Origin of the sequence: Streptomyces sp. WAC 01529 (assembly GCF_003945545.1) — a bacterium.
GTDB lineage: Bacteria > Actinomycetota > Actinomycetes > Streptomycetales > Streptomycetaceae > Streptomyces > Streptomyces anatolicus.
In genome coordinates this window covers 1132961-1150000 of sequence record NZ_CP029617.1, presented here as the reverse complement: position 1 = coordinate 1150000, position 17040 = coordinate 1132961, and the positions used below count along the sequence as shown (strand labels likewise).

Here is a 17040-nt window from a genome sequence, read left to right as displayed (position 1 = left end):
CCAGGGTAAGTCGGGACCTAAGGCGAGGCCGACAGGCGTAGTCGATGGATAACCGGTTGATATTCCGGTACCCGCTGTGAAGCGTCAAACATTGAATCAGGCGATGCTAAGTCCGTGAAGCCGCCCTGGAGCCTTCGGGCAAAGGGGAGTGGTGGAGCCGACGAACCAGACTTGTAGTAGGTGAGTGATGGGGTGACGCAGGAAGGTAGTCCAGCCCGGGCGGTGGTTGTCCCGGGGTAAGGGTGTAGGCCGTGTGATAGGTAAATCCGTCGCACATTAAGGCTGAGACCTGATGCCGAGCCGATTGTGGTGAAGTGGATGATCCTATGCTGTCGAGAAAAGCCTCTAGCGAGTTTCATGGCGGCCCGTACCCTAAACCGACTCAGGTGGTCAGGTAGAGAATACCGAGGCGTTCGGGTGAACTATGGTTAAGGAACTCGGCAAAATGCCCCCGTAACTTCGGGAGAAGGGGGGCCATCACTGGTGATCCGTTTTACACGGTGAGCTGGGGGTGGCCGCAGAGACCAGCGAGAAGCGACTGTTTACTAAAAACACAGGTCCGTGCGAAGCCGTAAGGCGATGTATACGGACTGACGCCTGCCCGGTGCTGGAACGTTAAGGGGACCGGTTAGTGCACTTTCGGGTGTGTGAAGCTGAGAACTTAAGCGCCAGTAAACGGCGGTGGTAACTATAACCATCCTAAGGTAGCGAAATTCCTTGTCGGGTAAGTTCCGACCTGCACGAATGGCGTAACGACTTCTCGACTGTCTCAACCATAGGCCCGGTGAAATTGCACTACGAGTAAAGATGCTCGTTTCGCGCAGAAGGACGGAAAGACCCCGGGACCTTTACTATAGTTTGATATTGGTGTTCGGTTCGGCTTGTGTAGGATAGGTGGGAGACTTTGAAGCGGGCACGCCAGTGTTCGTGGAGTCGCCGTTGAAATACCACTCTGGTCGTGCTGGATGTCTAACCTCGGTCCGTGATCCGGATCAGGGACAGTGTCTGATGGGTAGTTTAACTGGGGCGGTTGCCTCCCAAAGAGTAACGGAGGCGCCCAAAGGTTCCCTCAGCCTGGTTGGTAATCAGGTGTTGAGTGTAAGTGCACAAGGGAGCTTGACTGTGAGACCGACGGGTCGAGCAGGGACGAAAGTCGGGACTAGTGACCCGGCGGTGGCTTGTGGAAGCGCCGTCGCTCAACGGATAAAAGGTACCCCGGGGATAACAGGCTGATCTTCCCCAAGAGTCCATATCGACGGGATGGTTTGGCACCTCGATGTCGGCTCGTCGCATCCTGGGGCTGGAGTCGGTCCCAAGGGTTGGGCTGTTCGCCCATTAAAGCGGTACGCGAGCTGGGTTTAGAACGTCGTGAGACAGTTCGGTCCCTATCCTCTGTGCGCGTAGGAATATTGAGAAGGGCTGTCCCTAGTACGAGAGGACCGGGACGGACGAACCTCTGGTGTGCCAGTTGTCCTGCCAAGGGCATGGCTGGTTGGCTACGTTCGGAAAGGATAACCGCTGAAAGCATCTAAGCGGGAAGCCTGCTTCGAGATGAGTATTCCCACCCCCTTTGAGGGGTTAAGGCTCCCAGTAGACGACTGGGTTGATAGGCCAGATCTGGAAGCCCGGTAACGGGTGGAGGTGACTGGTACTAATAGGCCGAGGGCTTGTCCTCAGTTGCTCGCGTCCACTGTGTTGGTTCTGAAACCACGAACAACCCCGTCATGCCACATGGCGGTGCGGTTGTCAGTTTCATAGTGTTTCGGTGGTCATAGCGTGAGGGAAACGCCCGGTTACATTCCGAACCCGGAAGCTAAGCCTCATAGCGCCGATGGTACTGCAGGGGGGACCCTGTGGGAGAGTAGGACGCCGCCGAACTTCTTTTATAGCCGTGGCCCCTGGATTCAATTCCAGGGGCCACGGCTTTTTTGTTTTGTGACCGCGGGGCTCTGGGACCCCTCCGCACCACCCCGTGTCAACTGAGGGTAAGGTCAGGGGGCATCATTGGTACTTTTCCCACAGGAGGCCCCCGGGTGGAGGTCCAGGAGACGCGTGTCCAGACGGACCGTGTCCTCACCATCCCGAACATCCTCAGCATGGCGCGTCTCGCCGGCGTGCCTCTCTTCCTGTGGTTGATCCTCAGGCCGGAGTTCGGGGGGCCCAACAGCGACGGGTGGGCGCTGCTCGTGCTCGCGCTCAGCGGGGTCAGCGACTACCTCGACGGCAAGCTCGCCCGGCGCTGGAACCAGATCAGCAAACTCGGCAGGCTGCTCGACCCCGCGGCCGACCGGCTCTATATCCTCACCACGCTGCTCGGACTGACGTGGCGGGAGATTCTGCCGCTCTGGCTGACCGCAGCGCTTGTGCTGCGCGAGCTGGTTCTGCTGGTGATGGTCTGGATCCTCAGGCGCCACGGCTATCCGCCGCCGCAGGTGAACTTCCTGGGCAAGGCCGCCACCTTCAACCTCATGTACGCCTTTCCGCTACTGCTGCTGAGCGACGGAAGTGGCTGGCTCGCAACTCTCGCTGCTATTTTCGGATGGGCGTTCGCCGGATGGGGTACAACGCTGTATTGGTGGGCAGGGATCCTGTATGTGGTTCAGGTCCGCCGACTTGTCAAGGTGGACAACATGGCCGATTGAGCCTGCCGATTTGGCGGCCGTAGAGGCGCTTAGACCCGTGATGGACATATGCGGGACCAACTTGGCGGGCTGAGTCGGCTAGATCGTCGTCTATAAGGAGGACGTTTCCGACATGAAGGCCGTCGTAATGGCCGGCGGCGAAGGCACCCGCCTTCGCCCCATGACCTCAAGCATGCCCAAGCCGCTCCTGCCCGTGGCCAATCGGCCGATCATGGAGCATGTGCTGCGCCTGCTGAAGAGGCATGGTCTGACCGAGACCGTGGTAACAGTGCAGTTCTTGGCCTCTCTCGTCAAGAACTACTTCGGCGACGGCGAAGAGCTTGGGATGGAGCTCACGTATGCCAACGAGGAGAAGCCGCTCGGCACAGCAGGCAGCGTGAAGAACGCCGAGGAAGCGCTGAAGGACGATGCCTTCCTCGTGATCTCCGGTGACGCGCTGACCGATTTCGACCTCACCGAGCTGATTAACTTCCACAAGGAAAAGGGCGCGCTCGTCACCGTCTGTCTGACGCGCGTACCGAACCCGCTGGAATTCGGCATCACCATCGTCGACGAGGAAGGCAAGGTCGAGCGCTTCCTGGAGAAGCCGACCTGGGGACAGGTCTTCTCCGACACGGTCAACACGGGCATCTATGTGATGGAGCCCGAGGTCTTCGACTACGTCGAGGCCGATGTGCCGGTCGACTGGTCCGGTGATGTCTTCCCGCAGCTGATGAAGGAAGGCAAGCCCATCTACGGCTACATCGCCGAGGGCTACTGGGAAGACGTCGGCACGCACGAGAGCTACGGCAAGGCCCAGGCCGACGTCCTGGAGGGCAAGGTCGACGTCGAGCTCGACGGCTTCGAGATCTCGCCCGGCGTCTGGGTCGCGGAGGGCGCCGAAGTGCACCCCGACGCCGTGCTGCGCGGGCCCCTGTACATCGGGGACTACGCCAAGGTCGAGGCGAACGTCGAGATCCGTGAACACACGGTGATCGGCTCGAACGTCGTGGTGAAGGAAGGCGCGTTCCTGCACAAGGCCGTCGTCCACGACAACGTCTACATCGGACAGCACAGCAACCTCAGAGGCTGTGTCGTCGGGAAGAACACCGACATCATGCGGGCCGCCCGTATCGAGGACGGCGCGGTGATCGGCGACGAGTGCCTCGTCGGCGAAGAATCGATCATCCAGGGCAATGTGCGGGTCTACCCGTTCAAGACGATCGAGGCGGGCGCGTTCGTCAACACGTCCGTCATCTGGGAGTCCCGCGGTCAGGCGCATCTGTTCGGGGCGCGCGGTGTCTCCGGCATCCTGAACGTGGAGATCACGCCGGAGCTGGCCGTGCGGCTCGCGGGGGCGTATGCGACGACCCTGAAGAAGGGCTCGACCGTCACCACCGCGCGTGACCACTCGCGAGGTGCCCGTGCGCTGAAGCGGGCGGTGATCTCGGCGTTGCAGGCCAGCGCCATCGACGTACGCGATCTGGAGAACGTGCCGCTGCCGGTCGCGCGGCAGCAGACGGCTCGGGGCAGCGCCGGCGGAATCATGATCCGTACGTCGCCCGGGGTGCCGGACTCCGTCGACATCATGTTCTTCGACGAGCAGGGAGCTGACCTGTCGCAGGGCAGTCAGCGGAAGCTGGACCGGGTCTACGCGCGCCAGGAGTACCGACGGGCCTTCCCCGGGGAGATCGGGGACCTGCACTTCCCGTCCAGCGTGTTCGACTCGTACACCGGGTCGCTGCTGCGGAACGTCGACACCACGGGGATCGCCGAGTCGCAGCTGAAGGTCGTCGTCGACGCGTCCAACGGCAGTGCCGGGCTCGTGCTGCCGAGCCTCCTGGGCAAGCTCGGCGTCGACGCGCTGACGATCAACCCCGGGCTCGACGAGTCGCGGCCCACCGAGACCGCGGACACGCGCAGGTCCGGGCTTGTGCGGCTCGGTGAGATCGTGGCGTCCGCGCGGGCGGCGTTCGGCGTGCGGTTCGACCCGGTGGGCGAGCGGCTCTCGCTCGTCGACGAGAAGGGGCGGATCGTCGAGGACGACCGTGCCCTGCTGGTCATGCTGGACCTGGTGGCCGCCGAGCGGCGCAGCGGGCGGGTGGCGCTGCCGGTGACGACGACGCGGATCGCCGAGCAGGTGGCCGCGTACCACGGCACACAGGTGGACTGGACGACCACGTCGCCGGACGATCTGACGCGGGTGGGGCGCGGGGAGTCGACGATCTTCGGCGGCGACGGACGCGGTGGGTTCATCGTGCCCGAGTTCAGCAGCGTCTTCGACGGCACGGCCGCGTTCGTGCGGCTCATCGGTCTCGTGGCGCGTACGCAGCTCACCCTCAGCCAGATCGACGCGCGCATTCCGCGTGCGCACGTGCTGCGGCGCGACCTCGCGACGCCGTGGGCCGTCAAGGGGCTCGTGATGCGGCGCGTGGTCGAGGAGGCCGGGGACCGGTCCGTGGACACCACTGACGGTGTGCGGGTCGTCGAGGCCGACGGGCGTTGGGTGCTCGTGCTGCCCGACCCGGCCGAGGCCGTGACCCATCTGTGGGCCGAGGGGCCCGACGACGCGTCCGCCCAGGCGCTGCTCGACGAGTGGGCCGCGGTGGTGGACAGCGCCGGTCGCTGACCGTGTGCGGATGCCGGGCAGTACCAGCAACAGGTGCTGCCCGGCACGCCGGTGGGGCCATTCGGAGGTAGCGCCCGCGACGTGCGACGATGTGCGGCATGCCGCAGCAGCCCCCCGTTCGGAGCACCCCCTCCCGCCCCCGGCGTCCGGACGCGTCCATGTCGCTGCTCACCACCGTCATGGACCACAGTCTCGACGAGGGATACGCGGAGGCGGCGGCCAGGAAGAAGGCCAAAGGGGACAGTGGTGTCCCCCGCCCGCTGCGGGCCAAACTCGGGCTCGCCGCAGGGCTCGTGCTCGCCGCGCTCGTGGTCACCGTGGGGGCCGCGCAGGCGCGGATAGCGGCGCCGGTGCTCGCCAAGGAGCGTGAGGAGCTCATCGACCGCGTCGAGGACGCCACGGCCGGGGCCGACAAGCTCGAGGACGACGTGGACGAGCTCCGCGACGACGTGGGCGAACGGCAGCGGGCCGCGCTGAAGAAGCACGGTGGCAGCCAGGGCGAGTTGGTCGGGCTCCTCTCCGGTGCCACGGAGGTCCACGGGCCCGGTGTGAAACTCGTGGTGGACGACAAGAAGGAAGCCGACCAGGGCGGTGGCGGGCCGCGCGAGAGCGCCGGCTTCTCCGACACCGGGCGGGTGCGCGACCGCGACATGCAGCGCGTCGTCAACGGCCTGTGGCAGTCGGGCGCCGAGGCGATCTCCATCAATGACCAGCGGCTCACCGCGCTGTCGGCGATCAGGGCCGCGGGTGACGCGATACTGGTCGACAACAGGCCGCTGGTGCCGCCGTATACGGTGCTGGCGGTGGGTGCGGGGAACCGCTTGAGCACCCGGTTCCAAAACAGCCCCGACGGTCAGTACCTGCATGCTCTGCAGGAGAACTTCGGCATCCGGACCAGCATCTCCGTGTCGGACGAGCTCCGGTTGCCCGCAGCGCCCAGTGTGACCGTACGAACAGCAGAGCCGAAGGCAGGAAAGGGCACATCGTGATCGCCGTACTGGGCCTCGTCGTGGGAGTCGTGGCCGGATTGTTGGTTCGGCCCGAGGTTCCGGCGGTGGTCGAGCCGTACCTTCCGATCGCCGTGGTCGCGGCTCTCGACGCCGTGTTCGGCGGGTTGCGCGCGATGCTCGACGGCATCTTCGACGACAAGGTCTTCGTGGTGTCGTTCCTGTCGAACGTGGTGGTGGCCGCGCTGATCGTCTTCCTGGGCGACAAGTTGGGCGTCGGCGCCCAGCTGTCCACGGGAGTCGTCGTGGTCCTCGGCATCCGGATCTTCTCCAACGCGGCCGCGATCCGCCGGCACATCTTCAGGGCGTGACGCCGATGAGTGACGACGAGACACCCGCGTACAACCGCCGCGAGGAACTCCCCGCCGAGGTCCCGGCCGCCCCTGAGGCCCCCGCCGTGCCCGTCCGTGAGCCGAGGCCCCTCACCGGCCGTCAGCGGCTCGCCAAGGGGCTGTGGCCGCCGCGGGTGACCAGGCCCCAACTCATCGTGGCCCTGCTGCTGTTCGTGCTGGGCCTCGGTCTGGCCATCCAGGTGCGGTCCAACAATGACAGCAGTGCCCTGCGCGGCGCGCGTCAGGAAGATCTCGTACGCATCCTCGATGAACTGGATGACCGTACTCAGCGTCTGGAAGAGGAGAAGCGGCGCCTGGAGGAGCAGCGGACCGGGCTTGAGAACAGCTCGGACCAGGCCGAAGAGGCACGCAAGCAGACGGTCGAGCGCGAACGGCAACTCGGCATCCTGGCAGGCACGGTGGCGGCCCAGGGGCCCGGCATCACGCTTGCCATCAAGGACAAGAAGGAGGCGATCGAGGCGGACATGCTGCTCGACGCCATTCAGGAGCTGCGCGCCGCCGGCGCCGAGGCGATCCAGATCAACGACGTACGCGTGGTGGCGAGCACCCATCTTTCGGACGTCGGCGGCGGTGGCGTCCGGGTGGACGGCCGCAAGGTCGGCGAACCGTACCTCTTCAAGGTGATCGGCAAGCCGCAGGATCTGGAACCTGCGCTGAACATCCCGGGCGGTGTGGTGCAGACTCTGGAGAAGGAGCAGGCCACGGTTGTTGTGACCCGCTCGGAGAAGATCGTCGTGAGCGCCTTGCGACCTGCGAAGCGGCCTGACTACGCTCGGTCGTCCTCGCAGTGAGGGGCGGGCGCATGGGGGCCGTCGAGCAAGGGCATGAGGTTGCGGGGGGTCGGCGCACCGGAAGCGTGGTGCGTGGTGGAAACTGTTTGGTGGATACGGACGTTGTGAGGATGTCTGGTTCACCGATGAATGTCGGTGTGTGCAATCAGGGTTCGTCCTGCCCCACGGGCGGGTCTGTTTCGGTCAAGGGGAATCGCCCGTGAAGTTGTTTGCGAAGTTGTTCGGCAAGAGCGCACGTGAGGACAGCGGCAATCCCGCCACTGCCCGACACCGTGCCCCTCGCCATGGAGATGCCGAGGGACAGGGCGGCGAGCGCCCCATGTTCCGCGACCAGGTGACTGGTCCAGGTGGTGACATTTCGGGCGGACAGGGCGCGTCATCTGTTGACCCTGTCGGTCCCGGCCGCATAGGTTTCGGGGAACCGTCAACCTCAAGTACGGGTGGAGGGTTTACCCCCGGCCCGCACGCATCGAATGCCCCCGCGGGGCAGCCGCGGCAGGAGGACCCGTCCATGGCACTGGTGTGTACGAGGTGCGGGAACCGCAACGCCGAGGCGAGCCGGTTCTGCTCCAACTGCGGTGCGCCGCTGCGCGCCGGGGCGGCGCCGGAGCGCGCGTCCGAGACGACGTCGACGATCTCCATCTCGGGCCTGGAGGCCTATGACGCGGAGGTCACGGGGCAGACGCCGTCCCCCGCGCTCTCCCCGGAGGCGCAGGCCGCGGTCGACGCGCTGCCGCTCGGCTCGGCGCTCCTCGTCGTGCGCCGCGGGCCGAACTCGGGCAGTCGTTTCCTGCTCGACGGCGAGCTGACCACGGCGGGGCGTCACCCGCAGAGCGACATCTTCCTCGACGACGTGACGGTGTCGCGTCGCCATGTGGAGTTCCGTCGCCTTCAGGACGGTTCCTTCACCGTCGCCGACGTGGGCAGCCTCAACGGCACGTACGTCAACCGGGAGCGCATCGACTCCGTCGCGCTGTCGAACGGCGACGAGGTGCAGATCGGTAAGTACCGGCTGGTCTTCTACGCGAGCCAGCGGAGCGTCGGCATCTGACCCGTCAGGAAGGTCCATGCTTCAAACACCGAGGGGCGGTGCCGGCACCGGCACCGCCGCCGCGGACCGTCGGCTGATGAGCATCGGCACCGTGCTGAACGCGCTGCGTGATGAGTTTCCCGAGGTCACGATCTCCAAGATCCGCTTCCTGGAGGCTGAGGGGCTCATCGAGCCGCAGCGCACGCCTTCCGGCTACCGGAAGTTCAGCCCGGAGGATGTCGAGCGGCTCGCTCACGTCCTGAGGATGCAGCGGGACCACTACCTGCCGCTCAAGGTCATCCGGGAGCACCTGGAGGCGCTGGAGCGCGGCGAGAGGGCCCCACTGCCCTCTCTGGGCCGTCAGCGGGACGGTGGCGGCCCCCGGGGCCAGGAAGGGGCCGAGGAGCCGACCGCGGCCCGTGTGGGCCGTGACGAGCTGCTGGCCGTCGCCGAGATCGACGAGCGCCAGCTCGACGAGTGGGAGACGTTCGGGCTCGTCACGCGGCTGCCCGACGGCGGTTACGACGCGGAGGCCGTCACGGTCGCCTCGCTCGTGGTCGAGCTGGGCAGGTTCGGCATCGAGCCGCGCCATCTGCGGGCCATGAAGGCCGCCGCGGACCGGGAGGCCGGGCTCGTCGACCAGGTCGTGGCGCCGCTGCGGCGCCACCGCAATCCGCAGACCAGGGCCCACGCCGAGGCCCGTACCAAAGAGCTGGCGGGGCTCACGGGGAAGCTGCATTCGGCCCTTGTGCAGACCGCGCTCGGGGTCAGAGTTCCCTGATCCGGCAGGGGCTCCCGGGGTGTCCGGGGGCTCCCTGGCCGGTACTCGGCGGGTGCCCGACTACCCAAACCTGCCAGCCACGTCCTAGGGTTGCTGTGTGAACGAGCTCGACGTCGTAGGTGTCCGGGTCGAAATGCCCTCCAACCAGCCGATCGTGCTCCTGCGTGAAGTGGGAGGCGACCGGTACCTCCCCATCTGGATCGGCCCAGGTGAGGCGACCGCCATCGCCTTCGCGCAGCAGGGCATGGCACCCGCACGGCCGCTGACCCACGACCTGTTCAAGGACGTGCTGGAGGCCGTGGGTCAGGAGCTCTCCGAAGTGCGCATCACAGACCTCCGGGAAGGGGTCTTCTACGCCGAACTGGTCTTCGCCAGCGGTGTGGAGGTGAGCGCACGCCCCTCCGATGCCATAGCACTGGCACTGCGCACCGGAACGCCGATCTACGGAAGCGACGGCGTCCTGGACGACGCGGGCATCGCGATCCCTGACGAGCAGGAGGACGAGGTGGAGAAATTCCGCGAGTTCCTCGACCAGATCTCGCCCGAGGACTTCGGCACCAACAGCCAGTGAGCCGCTCCCGGCTGTCCGATTTTGACCATTCGGCTAGCCTTTCCCCGTGGCGAGGTACGGGAAACCACTCTCAGGGTGATTATCACTCGGCGTGGCGAGTGTGGCGATCGTTGACGAGCCCCTGGTGACTGCCTACCGTCGAGAAGGCAGGTCAAGGACGGAGGTCGGCGTGAGAAGCAGCGGCGACGGTACGGCGGTGGGCGGTCCGTACCCGCTTCACAGCAGCGCGGCCGATCACTCTCCGAAACCGATGGCGGTCCAGGGGAGCGGGGACGCGACGTTCGAGAATTCCGAGCAGATCGGGTACCGGGGGCCGACCGCGTGCGCGGCCGCGGGCATCACGTACCGACAGCTCGACTACTGGGCCCGGACGGGCCTGGTCGAGCCCAGTGTGCGTGCCGCCGGGGGCTCCGGGACCCAGCGGCTCTACAGCTTCCGGGACGTTGTCGTCCTGAAGGTCGTCAAGAGGTTCCTCGACACCGGGGTCTCACTGCAGAACATCCGTACGACGGTCCAGCATCTGCGCGAGCGCGGCTTCTGTGATCTCGAGCGGATGACGTTGATGAGCGACGGGGCGGCGGTCTACGAGTGCACCTCACCCGGCGAGGTCCACGATCTGCTCCAGGGCGGCCAGGGGATCTTCGGGATCGCCGTCGGCGTGGTGTGGCGTGATGTCGAGGCCGCGCTCTCCCAGCTGCACGGGGAGCGGATCGACACCGGCGAGACGCTGATCGGGAACAATCCCGGCGATGAGCTGGCCAGGCGGCGCAACCGGGCGGTCTGAGCCGTCGGCGGGGCATTGTCAGTGGCGTAGGGCAGCATCGGAGATGTGAGAAGCGCGCCGACGATCCTGCATCTGGACATGGATGCCTTCTACGCGTCCGCGGAGCAGGCCGCGAAGCCGAGTCTGCGCGGGAAGGCCGTCGTGGTCGGCGGCCTCGGCCCGCGAGGGGTCGTGGCCACCGCTTCGTATGAGGCGCGGCGGTTCGGTGTGCACTCCGCGATGCCGATGGGGCAGGCCCGGCGGCTGGCGCCGAACGCCGCCTATCTCGTGCCGCGCTTCGGGTTGTACCGGGTGATCAGCGAGCAGGTGATGGGGCTGCTGCGGGAGCTGTCGCCGCTGGTGGAGCCGCTCAGTCTGGACGAGGCCTTCGTGGACCTGGAGGCGGGCGGCGTCGCCGATGACGAGGCGTCCGCCAGGGCCGTGGGGGAGCGGCTGCGGTCGGACATCCGGGCGGTGACCGGGCTGACCGGGTCGGTCGGGCTCGCCGCGTCCAAGATGCTGGCGAAGATCGCCTCGGAGGAGGCCAAGCCGGACGGGCTCAGGCTGATCGCGCCGGGTACGGAGCGTGCGCTGCTGGGGCCGATGTCGGTGCGTACGTTGCCCGGCGTGGGGCCGGCCACCGGGGACCATCTGCGGCGGGCCGGGATCACCACGGTCGAGGAGATCGCGGAGGCCGGGGAGGACGAGCTGGTACGGCTCCTCGGCAAGGCGCACGGTGGATCGCTGTACGCGATGGCGCTGGCGCTGGACGAGCGGCCTGTGGTGGCCGAGCGGGAGAGCAAGTCGGTCAGTGTCGAGGACACGTACGACGTGGACATCCATGACCGGGTGCGGATCAGGGGAGAGGTCGCGCGGCTCGCCGACCGGTGCGTGCAGCGGCTGCGGGCGGCCGGGCACTCCGGGCGGACCATCGTGCTGAAGGTGCGGCGCTTCGACTTCTCCACGCTGACGCGGTCCGAGACGTTGCGGGGGCCCACGGACGACCCCGGGGTGGTGCGGGAAGCCGCGGCGCGGCTGCTGGAGTCCGTGGACACGACGGGCGGGGTCCGGTTGCTCGGGGTGGGGGTTTCGGGGCTCGCCGACTACACGCAGGAGGACCTCTTCGCCCAGGCGCAGGCCGAGGCCGAGGCGGTTGAGCCGGTGGGCGAGGCGGATGAGGGCGCGCCCGGGCAGGCGGGGGCCGGGGAGCCGGAGGGCGGTTCGCGGGCCGAGGAGCCGGCGGTGCCCGTGGAGCGGCGGTGGGCCGCGGGGCACGATGTCCGGCATGCCGAGTACGGGCACGGGTGGGTGCAGGGGAGCGGTCTTGGCCGGGTGACCGTGCGCTTCGAGACGCCGGGGTCGGCGCCGGGGCGGGTGCGGACGTTCAGGACCGATGACCCGGAGCTGACTCCCGCGGAGCCGTTGCCGCTGGTGGGCGCGGGGTCTTGTGGCGAGGAGGTGGGGGCGGCGGGGGTGGTCACGGGGGCGGGGGGATGAAGCTTGGGGTGACGTTCCTGGGGTGGAAGGTCGCTGAGGGGTGGGGTCAGGAGGGGTCCTGGCCCGCGATGTGGCCGAAGTCGTGGTCGGGGGGTGGCGGCGGTGCGGGCGCGGTGTCCAGGCCGTAGTGGTGGTAGAGCTGGAGTTCCTGCGCGGGAGACAGATGGCGGCCCACGCCGAAGTCGGGGGCGTCCTTGATCAGGGCGCGGTCGAACGGGATGCGGAGCGTGCCGTCGGCGACCAGTTCGCTCGGCTCCAGCGGGACGAAGGCGTCACGGCTGAAGAGGCCGGTCCGTATGGCCGCCCACTCCGGTGCGCCGGTGGCGTCGTCGAGGTAGACCTCGTCGATCGTGCCGATCTTGGCCCCGTCGCGGTCGAACGCCTTGCGGCCGATCAGGTTGCGCGGATCGATGTCGGTCTGCACGGGGCCCTCCAGCTGGTCGCGGGTTTCGGATGTGGGCATAACTCATCTTTGTCCGCTCGTACTCACTACGTAAGAGCACTTCGGGGCAGGCGGCCACTCGAGGGAACGCCCGTGGTCCTCGCTGGTAGGCTGGCGAATGGCTGCTGACCCCGTGCGGGAGAGCTCTCCGGGTCACGATTCCGGAGGCGCCGAAGGAGCAAATCCTCCCCGGAATCTCTCAGGCACACGTACCGCACGGACGAGGTCACTCTGGAAAGCAGGGCGGGCGTACGGGCGGGCACGTTCGAAACCCTTCCTCACCGACGGTGAAAGCGGTTCTGTCGAAAGACGGGGCCGCGAAGCTCTCAGGTTGAGATGACAGAGGGGGAGGCCGTCCGGGTACCCGCGCCGTGGTACCCCTCGTAGGTCGCGCAGACCAGGAGGCCTCCGCAATGACTGCCACCAATCGCATCCCGCTCTCCGAACTCGAACAGGGCATCCCCTTCGAGCAGCGGCACATCGGGCCCGATGCGGAAGCGCGGGCCAAGATGCTCGCCCACGTCGGGTACGGCTCGCTCGACGAGCTGACGGCCGCCGCGGTACCGGATGTGATCAAGAACGCCGAGGCGCTGAAGCTGCCCGGCGCCCGCTCCGAGGCCGAGGTGCTGGCCGAGCTGCGCTCCCTCGCGGACCGGAACCAGGTCCTCGACTCCATGATCGGACTCGGGTACTACGGCACCTTCACGCCGCCCGTGATCTTGCGGAACGTCATGGAGAACCCCGCCTGGTACACCGCGTACACGCCGTACCAGCCCGAGATCTCCCAGGGCCGCCTCGAAGCGCTCCTCAACTTCCAGACCATGGTCGCCGAGCTGACCGGTCTGCCCACCTCCGGAGCCTCGCTGCTCGACGAGGGCACGGCCGCCGCCGAGGCCATGGCGCTCTCGCGGCGCATGGGCAAGGTCAAGAACGGCGTCTTCGTCGTCGACGCCGACGCGCTGCCGCAGACCATCGCCGTCATCCGGACCCGCGCCGAGCCGACCGGCGTCGAGATCGTCGTCGCGGATCTGAGCGAGGGCATCCCGGCCGAGGTCGCCGAGCGCGGTGTCGTGGGCGTGCTGGTGCAGTACCCCGGCGCCTCCGGTGTCGTACGCGACATCAAGCCGGTCATCGACCAGGCCCACGAGCTGGGCGCCGTCGTCACCGTCGCCGCCGACCTGCTCGCCCTGACGCTGCTCACCTCGCCCGGCGAGCTGGGCGCGGACATCGCGGTCGGCACGACGCAGCGCTTCGGTGTGCCGATGGGATTCGGTGGCCCGCACGCCGGTTACATGGCGGTGCGCGAGAAGTTCGCGCGCAGCCTGCCCGGGCGGCTCGTGGGCGTCTCCGTCGACGCCGACGGCAACAAGGCCTACCGGCTCGCGCTGCAGACCCGTGAGCAGCACATCCGCCGCGAGAAGGCCACCAGCAACATCTGTACCGCTCAGGTGCTGCTTGCGGTCATGGCCGGTATGTACGCCGTCTACCACGGCCCCGACGGGCTCAAGTCCATCGCGCGGCGCACCCACCGGTACGCGACGCTGCTCGCCGCGGGCCTCAAGGCCGGTGGGGTCGAGGTCGTCCACGGCGCGTACTTCGACACGCTGACCGTGCGCGTGCCCGGCAAGGCCGAGCGGCTCGTCGCCGCCGCCCGCGAAGGCGGGGTCAACATCCACCTGGTCGACGCCGACCACGTCTCGCTCGCCTGCGACGAGACCACCACGCGCCACCAGCTGGCCGCCGTGTGGGGCGCCTTCGGCGTCGAGGCCGACGTCGACGCGCTCGACGCCGCCGTCTCGGACACGCTCCCCGCGGACCTGCTGCGTACGGACGAGTACCTCACGCACCCGGTCTTCCACCAGTACCGCTCCGAGACCTCGATGCTGCGCTACCTGCGCAGGCTGGCCGACCGTGACTACGCGCTCGACCGCGGCATGATCCCGCTGGGCTCCTGCACCATGAAGCTCAACGCGACCACCGAGATGGAGCCGGTCACCTGGCCCGAGTTCGGACAGCTGCACCCCTTCGCGCCCGCCCAGCAGGCGCAGGGCTACCTCACCCTGATCAGGGAGCTGGAGGAGCAGCTGGCCGAGGTCACCGGGTACGACAAGGTCTCCCTCCAGCCCAACGCCGGATCGCAGGGCGAGCTGGCCGGCCTGCTCGCCGTACGCGGCTACCACCGCGCGAACGGCGACGAGCAGCGCACCGTCTGCCTCATCCCGTCCTCCGCGCACGGCACGAACGCGGCGAGTGCCGTGATGGCCGGCATGAAGGTCGTCGTCGTGAAGACCGCCGACGACGGCGAGATCGACGTCGAGGACCTGCGCGCCAAGATCGAGAAGCACCGCGAGGAGCTGGCGGTGCTCATGATCACGTACCCCTCGACGCACGGCGTCTTCGAGGAGCACGTCGCCGACATCTGCGCGTCGGTGCACGAGGCCGGCGGCCAGGTGTACGTCGACGGGGCCAACCTCAACGCCCTGGTGGGGCTCGCCAAGCCGGGGCACTTCGGCGGCGACGTCTCGCACCTGAACCTGCACAAGACCTTCTGCATCCCGCACGGCGGCGGCGGGCCCGGCGTCGGTCCGGTGGGTGTACGCGAGCACCTCGCGCCCTACCTGCCCAACCACCCGTTGCAGCCGGCCGCTGGCCCCGCGACCGGAGTGGGTCCGATCTCCGCCGCGCCGTGGGGCTCCGCCGGGATCCTGCCGATCTCGTGGTCGTACGTACGGCTCATGGGCGGCGAGGGGCTCAAGCGCGCCACGCAGGTCGCGGTGCTCTCCGCCAACTACATCGCCAAGCGCCTGGAGCCGCACTACCCGGTGCTCTACACCGGTCCGGCCGGGCTCGTCGCGCACGAGTGCATCGTCGACCTGCGGCCGATCAGCAAGGCGACCGGCGTCAGCGTCGACGACATCGCCAAGCGGCTCATCGACTACGGCTTCCACGCGCCGACCATGTCGTTCCCGGTCGCGGGGACGCTGATGATCGAGCCGACGGAGAGCGAGGACCTGATCGAGATCGACCGGTTCTGCGACGCGATGATCGCCATCCGCCAGGAGATCGAGAAGGTCGGCTCCGGCGAGTGGGCCGCCGACGACAACCCGCTGCGCAACGCGCCGCACACCGCGGCCGCGCTGGGTGGCGAGTGGGAGCACGGCTACAGCCGCGAGGAGGCCGTCTTCCCGGCCGGTGTCGCCGCGGCGGACAAGTACTGGCCGCCGGTGCGCCGCATCGATCAGGCGTACGGCGACCGGAATCTGGTCTGCTCGTGCCCGCCGCTGGATGCCTACGAGGACTGAGCAGGGCGCCCGTGTGCCGCGGGCATGCGTCGGGGCCGGTTCGGAGACTTCTCTCCGGGCCGGCCCCTCTCTCTGTCGATTCTCTTGGTCGATTCTCGTTGTCGATCAGGTCGATCAGGTCGATCAGGTCGCTCAGGTGGTTCAGGCGGCCGTCATGATCTGGTCGGTGCCCAGCGGTCGGTGCGGGGCGATGATCTGGCCGTCCGGCAGCAGCTCACCGGTGTCCTCGAAGAGCAGGACGCCGTTGCACAGCAGGCTCCAGCCCTGTTCCGGGTGGCTCGCCATGAGGAGCGCGGCTTCCCGGTCGGTGGAGTCGGCTGTCGGGCACGGTGGTTGGTGCTGGCACATGGAAGGGTTCTTTCGCTGCGGTGAAGTGGCTGTGACGTCTGTCCTGCGGCTCGATGCGGTGTTCATGACCGCCCCCCGTTTGTAGTCGGTCCGATCCCAGTGTTGCCCTACGGACGTCAATCCGCAGGGATTTTGCTGCAGCGGTTCCTACTGCTTAATGACGTATCACCCGCCCGGGCGGTTCAGCTCAACTCCACTGTCCCTTCGGGTGGTTCGGAGTGGCCCAAGCGGGCTAGTCCACCTGGGTGGCGGCAGCACCGTGCCCCGCGGCCAGGGGGCGGCGGGGCACGTGTGACGAGAGGGGCGTGGCGAGGTCAGGCGGGAGAGCCGAGCAGCGGCGCGGGTGTCAGCCGGTGGGTGAGGACCGGCAGCAACTCGGCGACCCGGTGCGGGCGGTGGGCCGCGATGCCGGGCGGGGCGGGGGCGAGGGGGACGAGCAGGTCGGTGGCGGCGAGCGGGGCCTCGGCGCCCTCGTCCGTGCAGTCGCGGTGCAGCCAGAGGGTGAGCATGTACAGCTCGGGCACGGACAGGAGCCGGGGCTGGCAGGGCATCGGCATGGCCTCGGCGTGCCGCAGGGCCCGTTCGGTGGAGGCGAGGTAAGGGCCCTCGAAGAAGTGCGAGAAGGCCCAGCCGTCGGGGGTGAGCATCGTGTCGGCCGCGGCGAGGGCGCGCTCTCCGCAGCGCATCATGAAGCGCCAGCCGGCGAGGCGGGTCGGGGAGGTGCCTTCGGGAGTGATGCGGTCCAGCACATGGACGGGGAGCGGGAGTTCGGGGCTGACGGAACCCTGGGCGGCACGGAGGGCCGGGGTGCGGGCCTCGCGTACGGCGGTGGGGGAACCGAGTGCCGCGAGAACGCTGCGCAGGGCGGGCGCGGGGGCCGGGAGGACATGCAGCGGCATGGTGGG

14 protein-coding genes, 2 rRNA genes and 1 riboswitch (1 of these 17 running past the window's edge) are annotated in these 17040 nt (G+C 67.9%); of the genes, 13 read left to right on the top strand and 3 right to left on the bottom strand.

The annotated features are described in order from the left end of the window. The 12 genes from DMA15_RS05140 to DMA15_RS05085 all read left to right on the top strand — a co-directional run. Positions 1–1675, top strand: a 23S ribosomal RNA gene (locus DMA15_RS05140); it begins 1450 nt to the left of the window's first position. Positions 1676–1761: 86 nt separating this feature from the next. Then, positions 1762–1878, top strand: a 5S ribosomal RNA gene (rrf, locus tag DMA15_RS05135). A 155-nt stretch (positions 1879–2033) separates the two neighbouring features. Next, positions 2034–2642 carry a CDP-alcohol phosphatidyltransferase family protein gene (locus tag DMA15_RS05130; RefSeq protein ID WP_125511469.1) on the top strand — a complete coding sequence of 203 codons (609 nt, stop codon included), beginning with the start codon at positions 2034–2036 and terminating at the stop codon, positions 2640–2642. 112 nt (positions 2643–2754) lie between these two features. Beyond that, complete coding sequence (locus tag DMA15_RS05125) at positions 2755–5250, top strand: mannose-1-phosphate guanyltransferase (protein WP_125511468.1); 2496 nt, start codon at positions 2755–2757, stop codon at positions 5248–5250. Positions 5251–5339: 89 nt separating this feature from the next. Next, positions 5340–6239, top strand: a complete 900-nt coding sequence (locus tag DMA15_RS05120; RefSeq protein ID WP_125511467.1) for a DUF881 domain-containing protein — start codon at positions 5340–5342, stop codon at positions 6237–6239. Continuing rightward, the gene (locus DMA15_RS05115; protein ID WP_030794354.1) at positions 6236–6568 is read left to right on the top strand and encodes a small basic family protein; all 333 of its coding nucleotides are present in this window, start codon (positions 6236–6238) and stop codon (positions 6566–6568) included. Before DMA15_RS05120 ends, DMA15_RS05115 begins: the two co-directional genes overlap by 4 nt. A 5-nt stretch (positions 6569–6573) precedes the next feature. Then, entirely contained in the window at positions 6574–7401 is an 828-nt protein-coding gene (locus DMA15_RS05110; RefSeq protein ID WP_125517317.1) for a DUF881 domain-containing protein, read from the top strand. An 82-nt stretch (positions 7402–7483) separates the two neighbouring features. After that, the gene (locus DMA15_RS05105; RefSeq protein ID WP_125511466.1) at positions 7484–8452 is read left to right on the top strand and encodes an FHA domain-containing protein; all 969 of its coding nucleotides are present in this window, start codon (positions 7484–7486) and stop codon (positions 8450–8452) included. Between the two features lie 16 nt (positions 8453–8468). Beyond that, the gene (locus DMA15_RS05100; RefSeq protein ID WP_125511465.1) at positions 8469–9212 is read left to right on the top strand and encodes a MerR family transcriptional regulator; all 744 of its coding nucleotides are present in this window, start codon (positions 8469–8471) and stop codon (positions 9210–9212) included. A gap of 97 nt (positions 9213–9309) precedes the next feature. Further along, positions 9310–9783, top strand: coding sequence for a bifunctional nuclease family protein (locus DMA15_RS05095; RefSeq protein ID WP_030794342.1), 474 nt, complete (start codon positions 9310–9312; stop codon positions 9781–9783). Positions 9784–9952: 169 nt separating this feature from the next. Next, positions 9953–10567, top strand: a complete 615-nt coding sequence (locus DMA15_RS05090) for a MerR family transcriptional regulator (RefSeq protein WP_125511464.1) — start codon at positions 9953–9955, stop codon at positions 10565–10567. Positions 10568–10612: 45 nt separating this feature from the next. Continuing rightward, on the top strand, positions 10613–12043 hold the full coding sequence (locus tag DMA15_RS05085; RefSeq protein WP_125511463.1) for a DNA polymerase IV: 1431 nt from the start codon (positions 10613–10615) through the stop codon (positions 12041–12043). A 46-nt stretch (positions 12044–12089) separates the two neighbouring features. On the opposite strand, the gene DMA15_RS05080 is transcribed toward DMA15_RS05085, so the two are convergent. After that, complete coding sequence (locus tag DMA15_RS05080) at positions 12090–12467, bottom strand: PRC-barrel domain-containing protein (protein WP_206302914.1); 378 nt, start codon at positions 12465–12467, stop codon at positions 12090–12092. Positions 12468–12611: 144 nt separating this feature from the next. Next, positions 12612–12710, top strand: a riboswitch (glycine riboswitch). A gap of 188 nt (positions 12711–12898) precedes the next feature. Between DMA15_RS05080 and gcvP the strand changes: the two genes are divergently transcribed. Beyond that, the gene (gene gcvP / locus DMA15_RS05075) at positions 12899–15787 is read left to right on the top strand and encodes an aminomethyl-transferring glycine dehydrogenase (RefSeq protein ID WP_125511462.1); all 2889 of its coding nucleotides are present in this window, start codon (positions 12899–12901) and stop codon (positions 15785–15787) included. Positions 15788–15928: 141 nt separating this feature from the next. On the opposite strand, the gene DMA15_RS05070 is transcribed toward gcvP, so the two are convergent. Both DMA15_RS05070 and DMA15_RS05065 read right to left on the bottom strand, forming a co-directional pair. Next, positions 15929–16135: a DUF5999 family protein gene (locus tag DMA15_RS05070; RefSeq protein ID WP_276314328.1), complete on the bottom strand. Its 207-nt coding sequence runs from the start codon at positions 16133–16135 to the stop codon at positions 15929–15931. A gap of 314 nt (positions 16136–16449) precedes the next feature. Beyond that, positions 16450–17034 (bottom strand): hypothetical protein, encoded by a 585-nt coding sequence (locus DMA15_RS05065; protein ID WP_125511460.1) that lies wholly within the window; start codon positions 17032–17034, stop codon positions 16450–16452. Positions 17035–17040 lie beyond the last annotated feature (6 nt).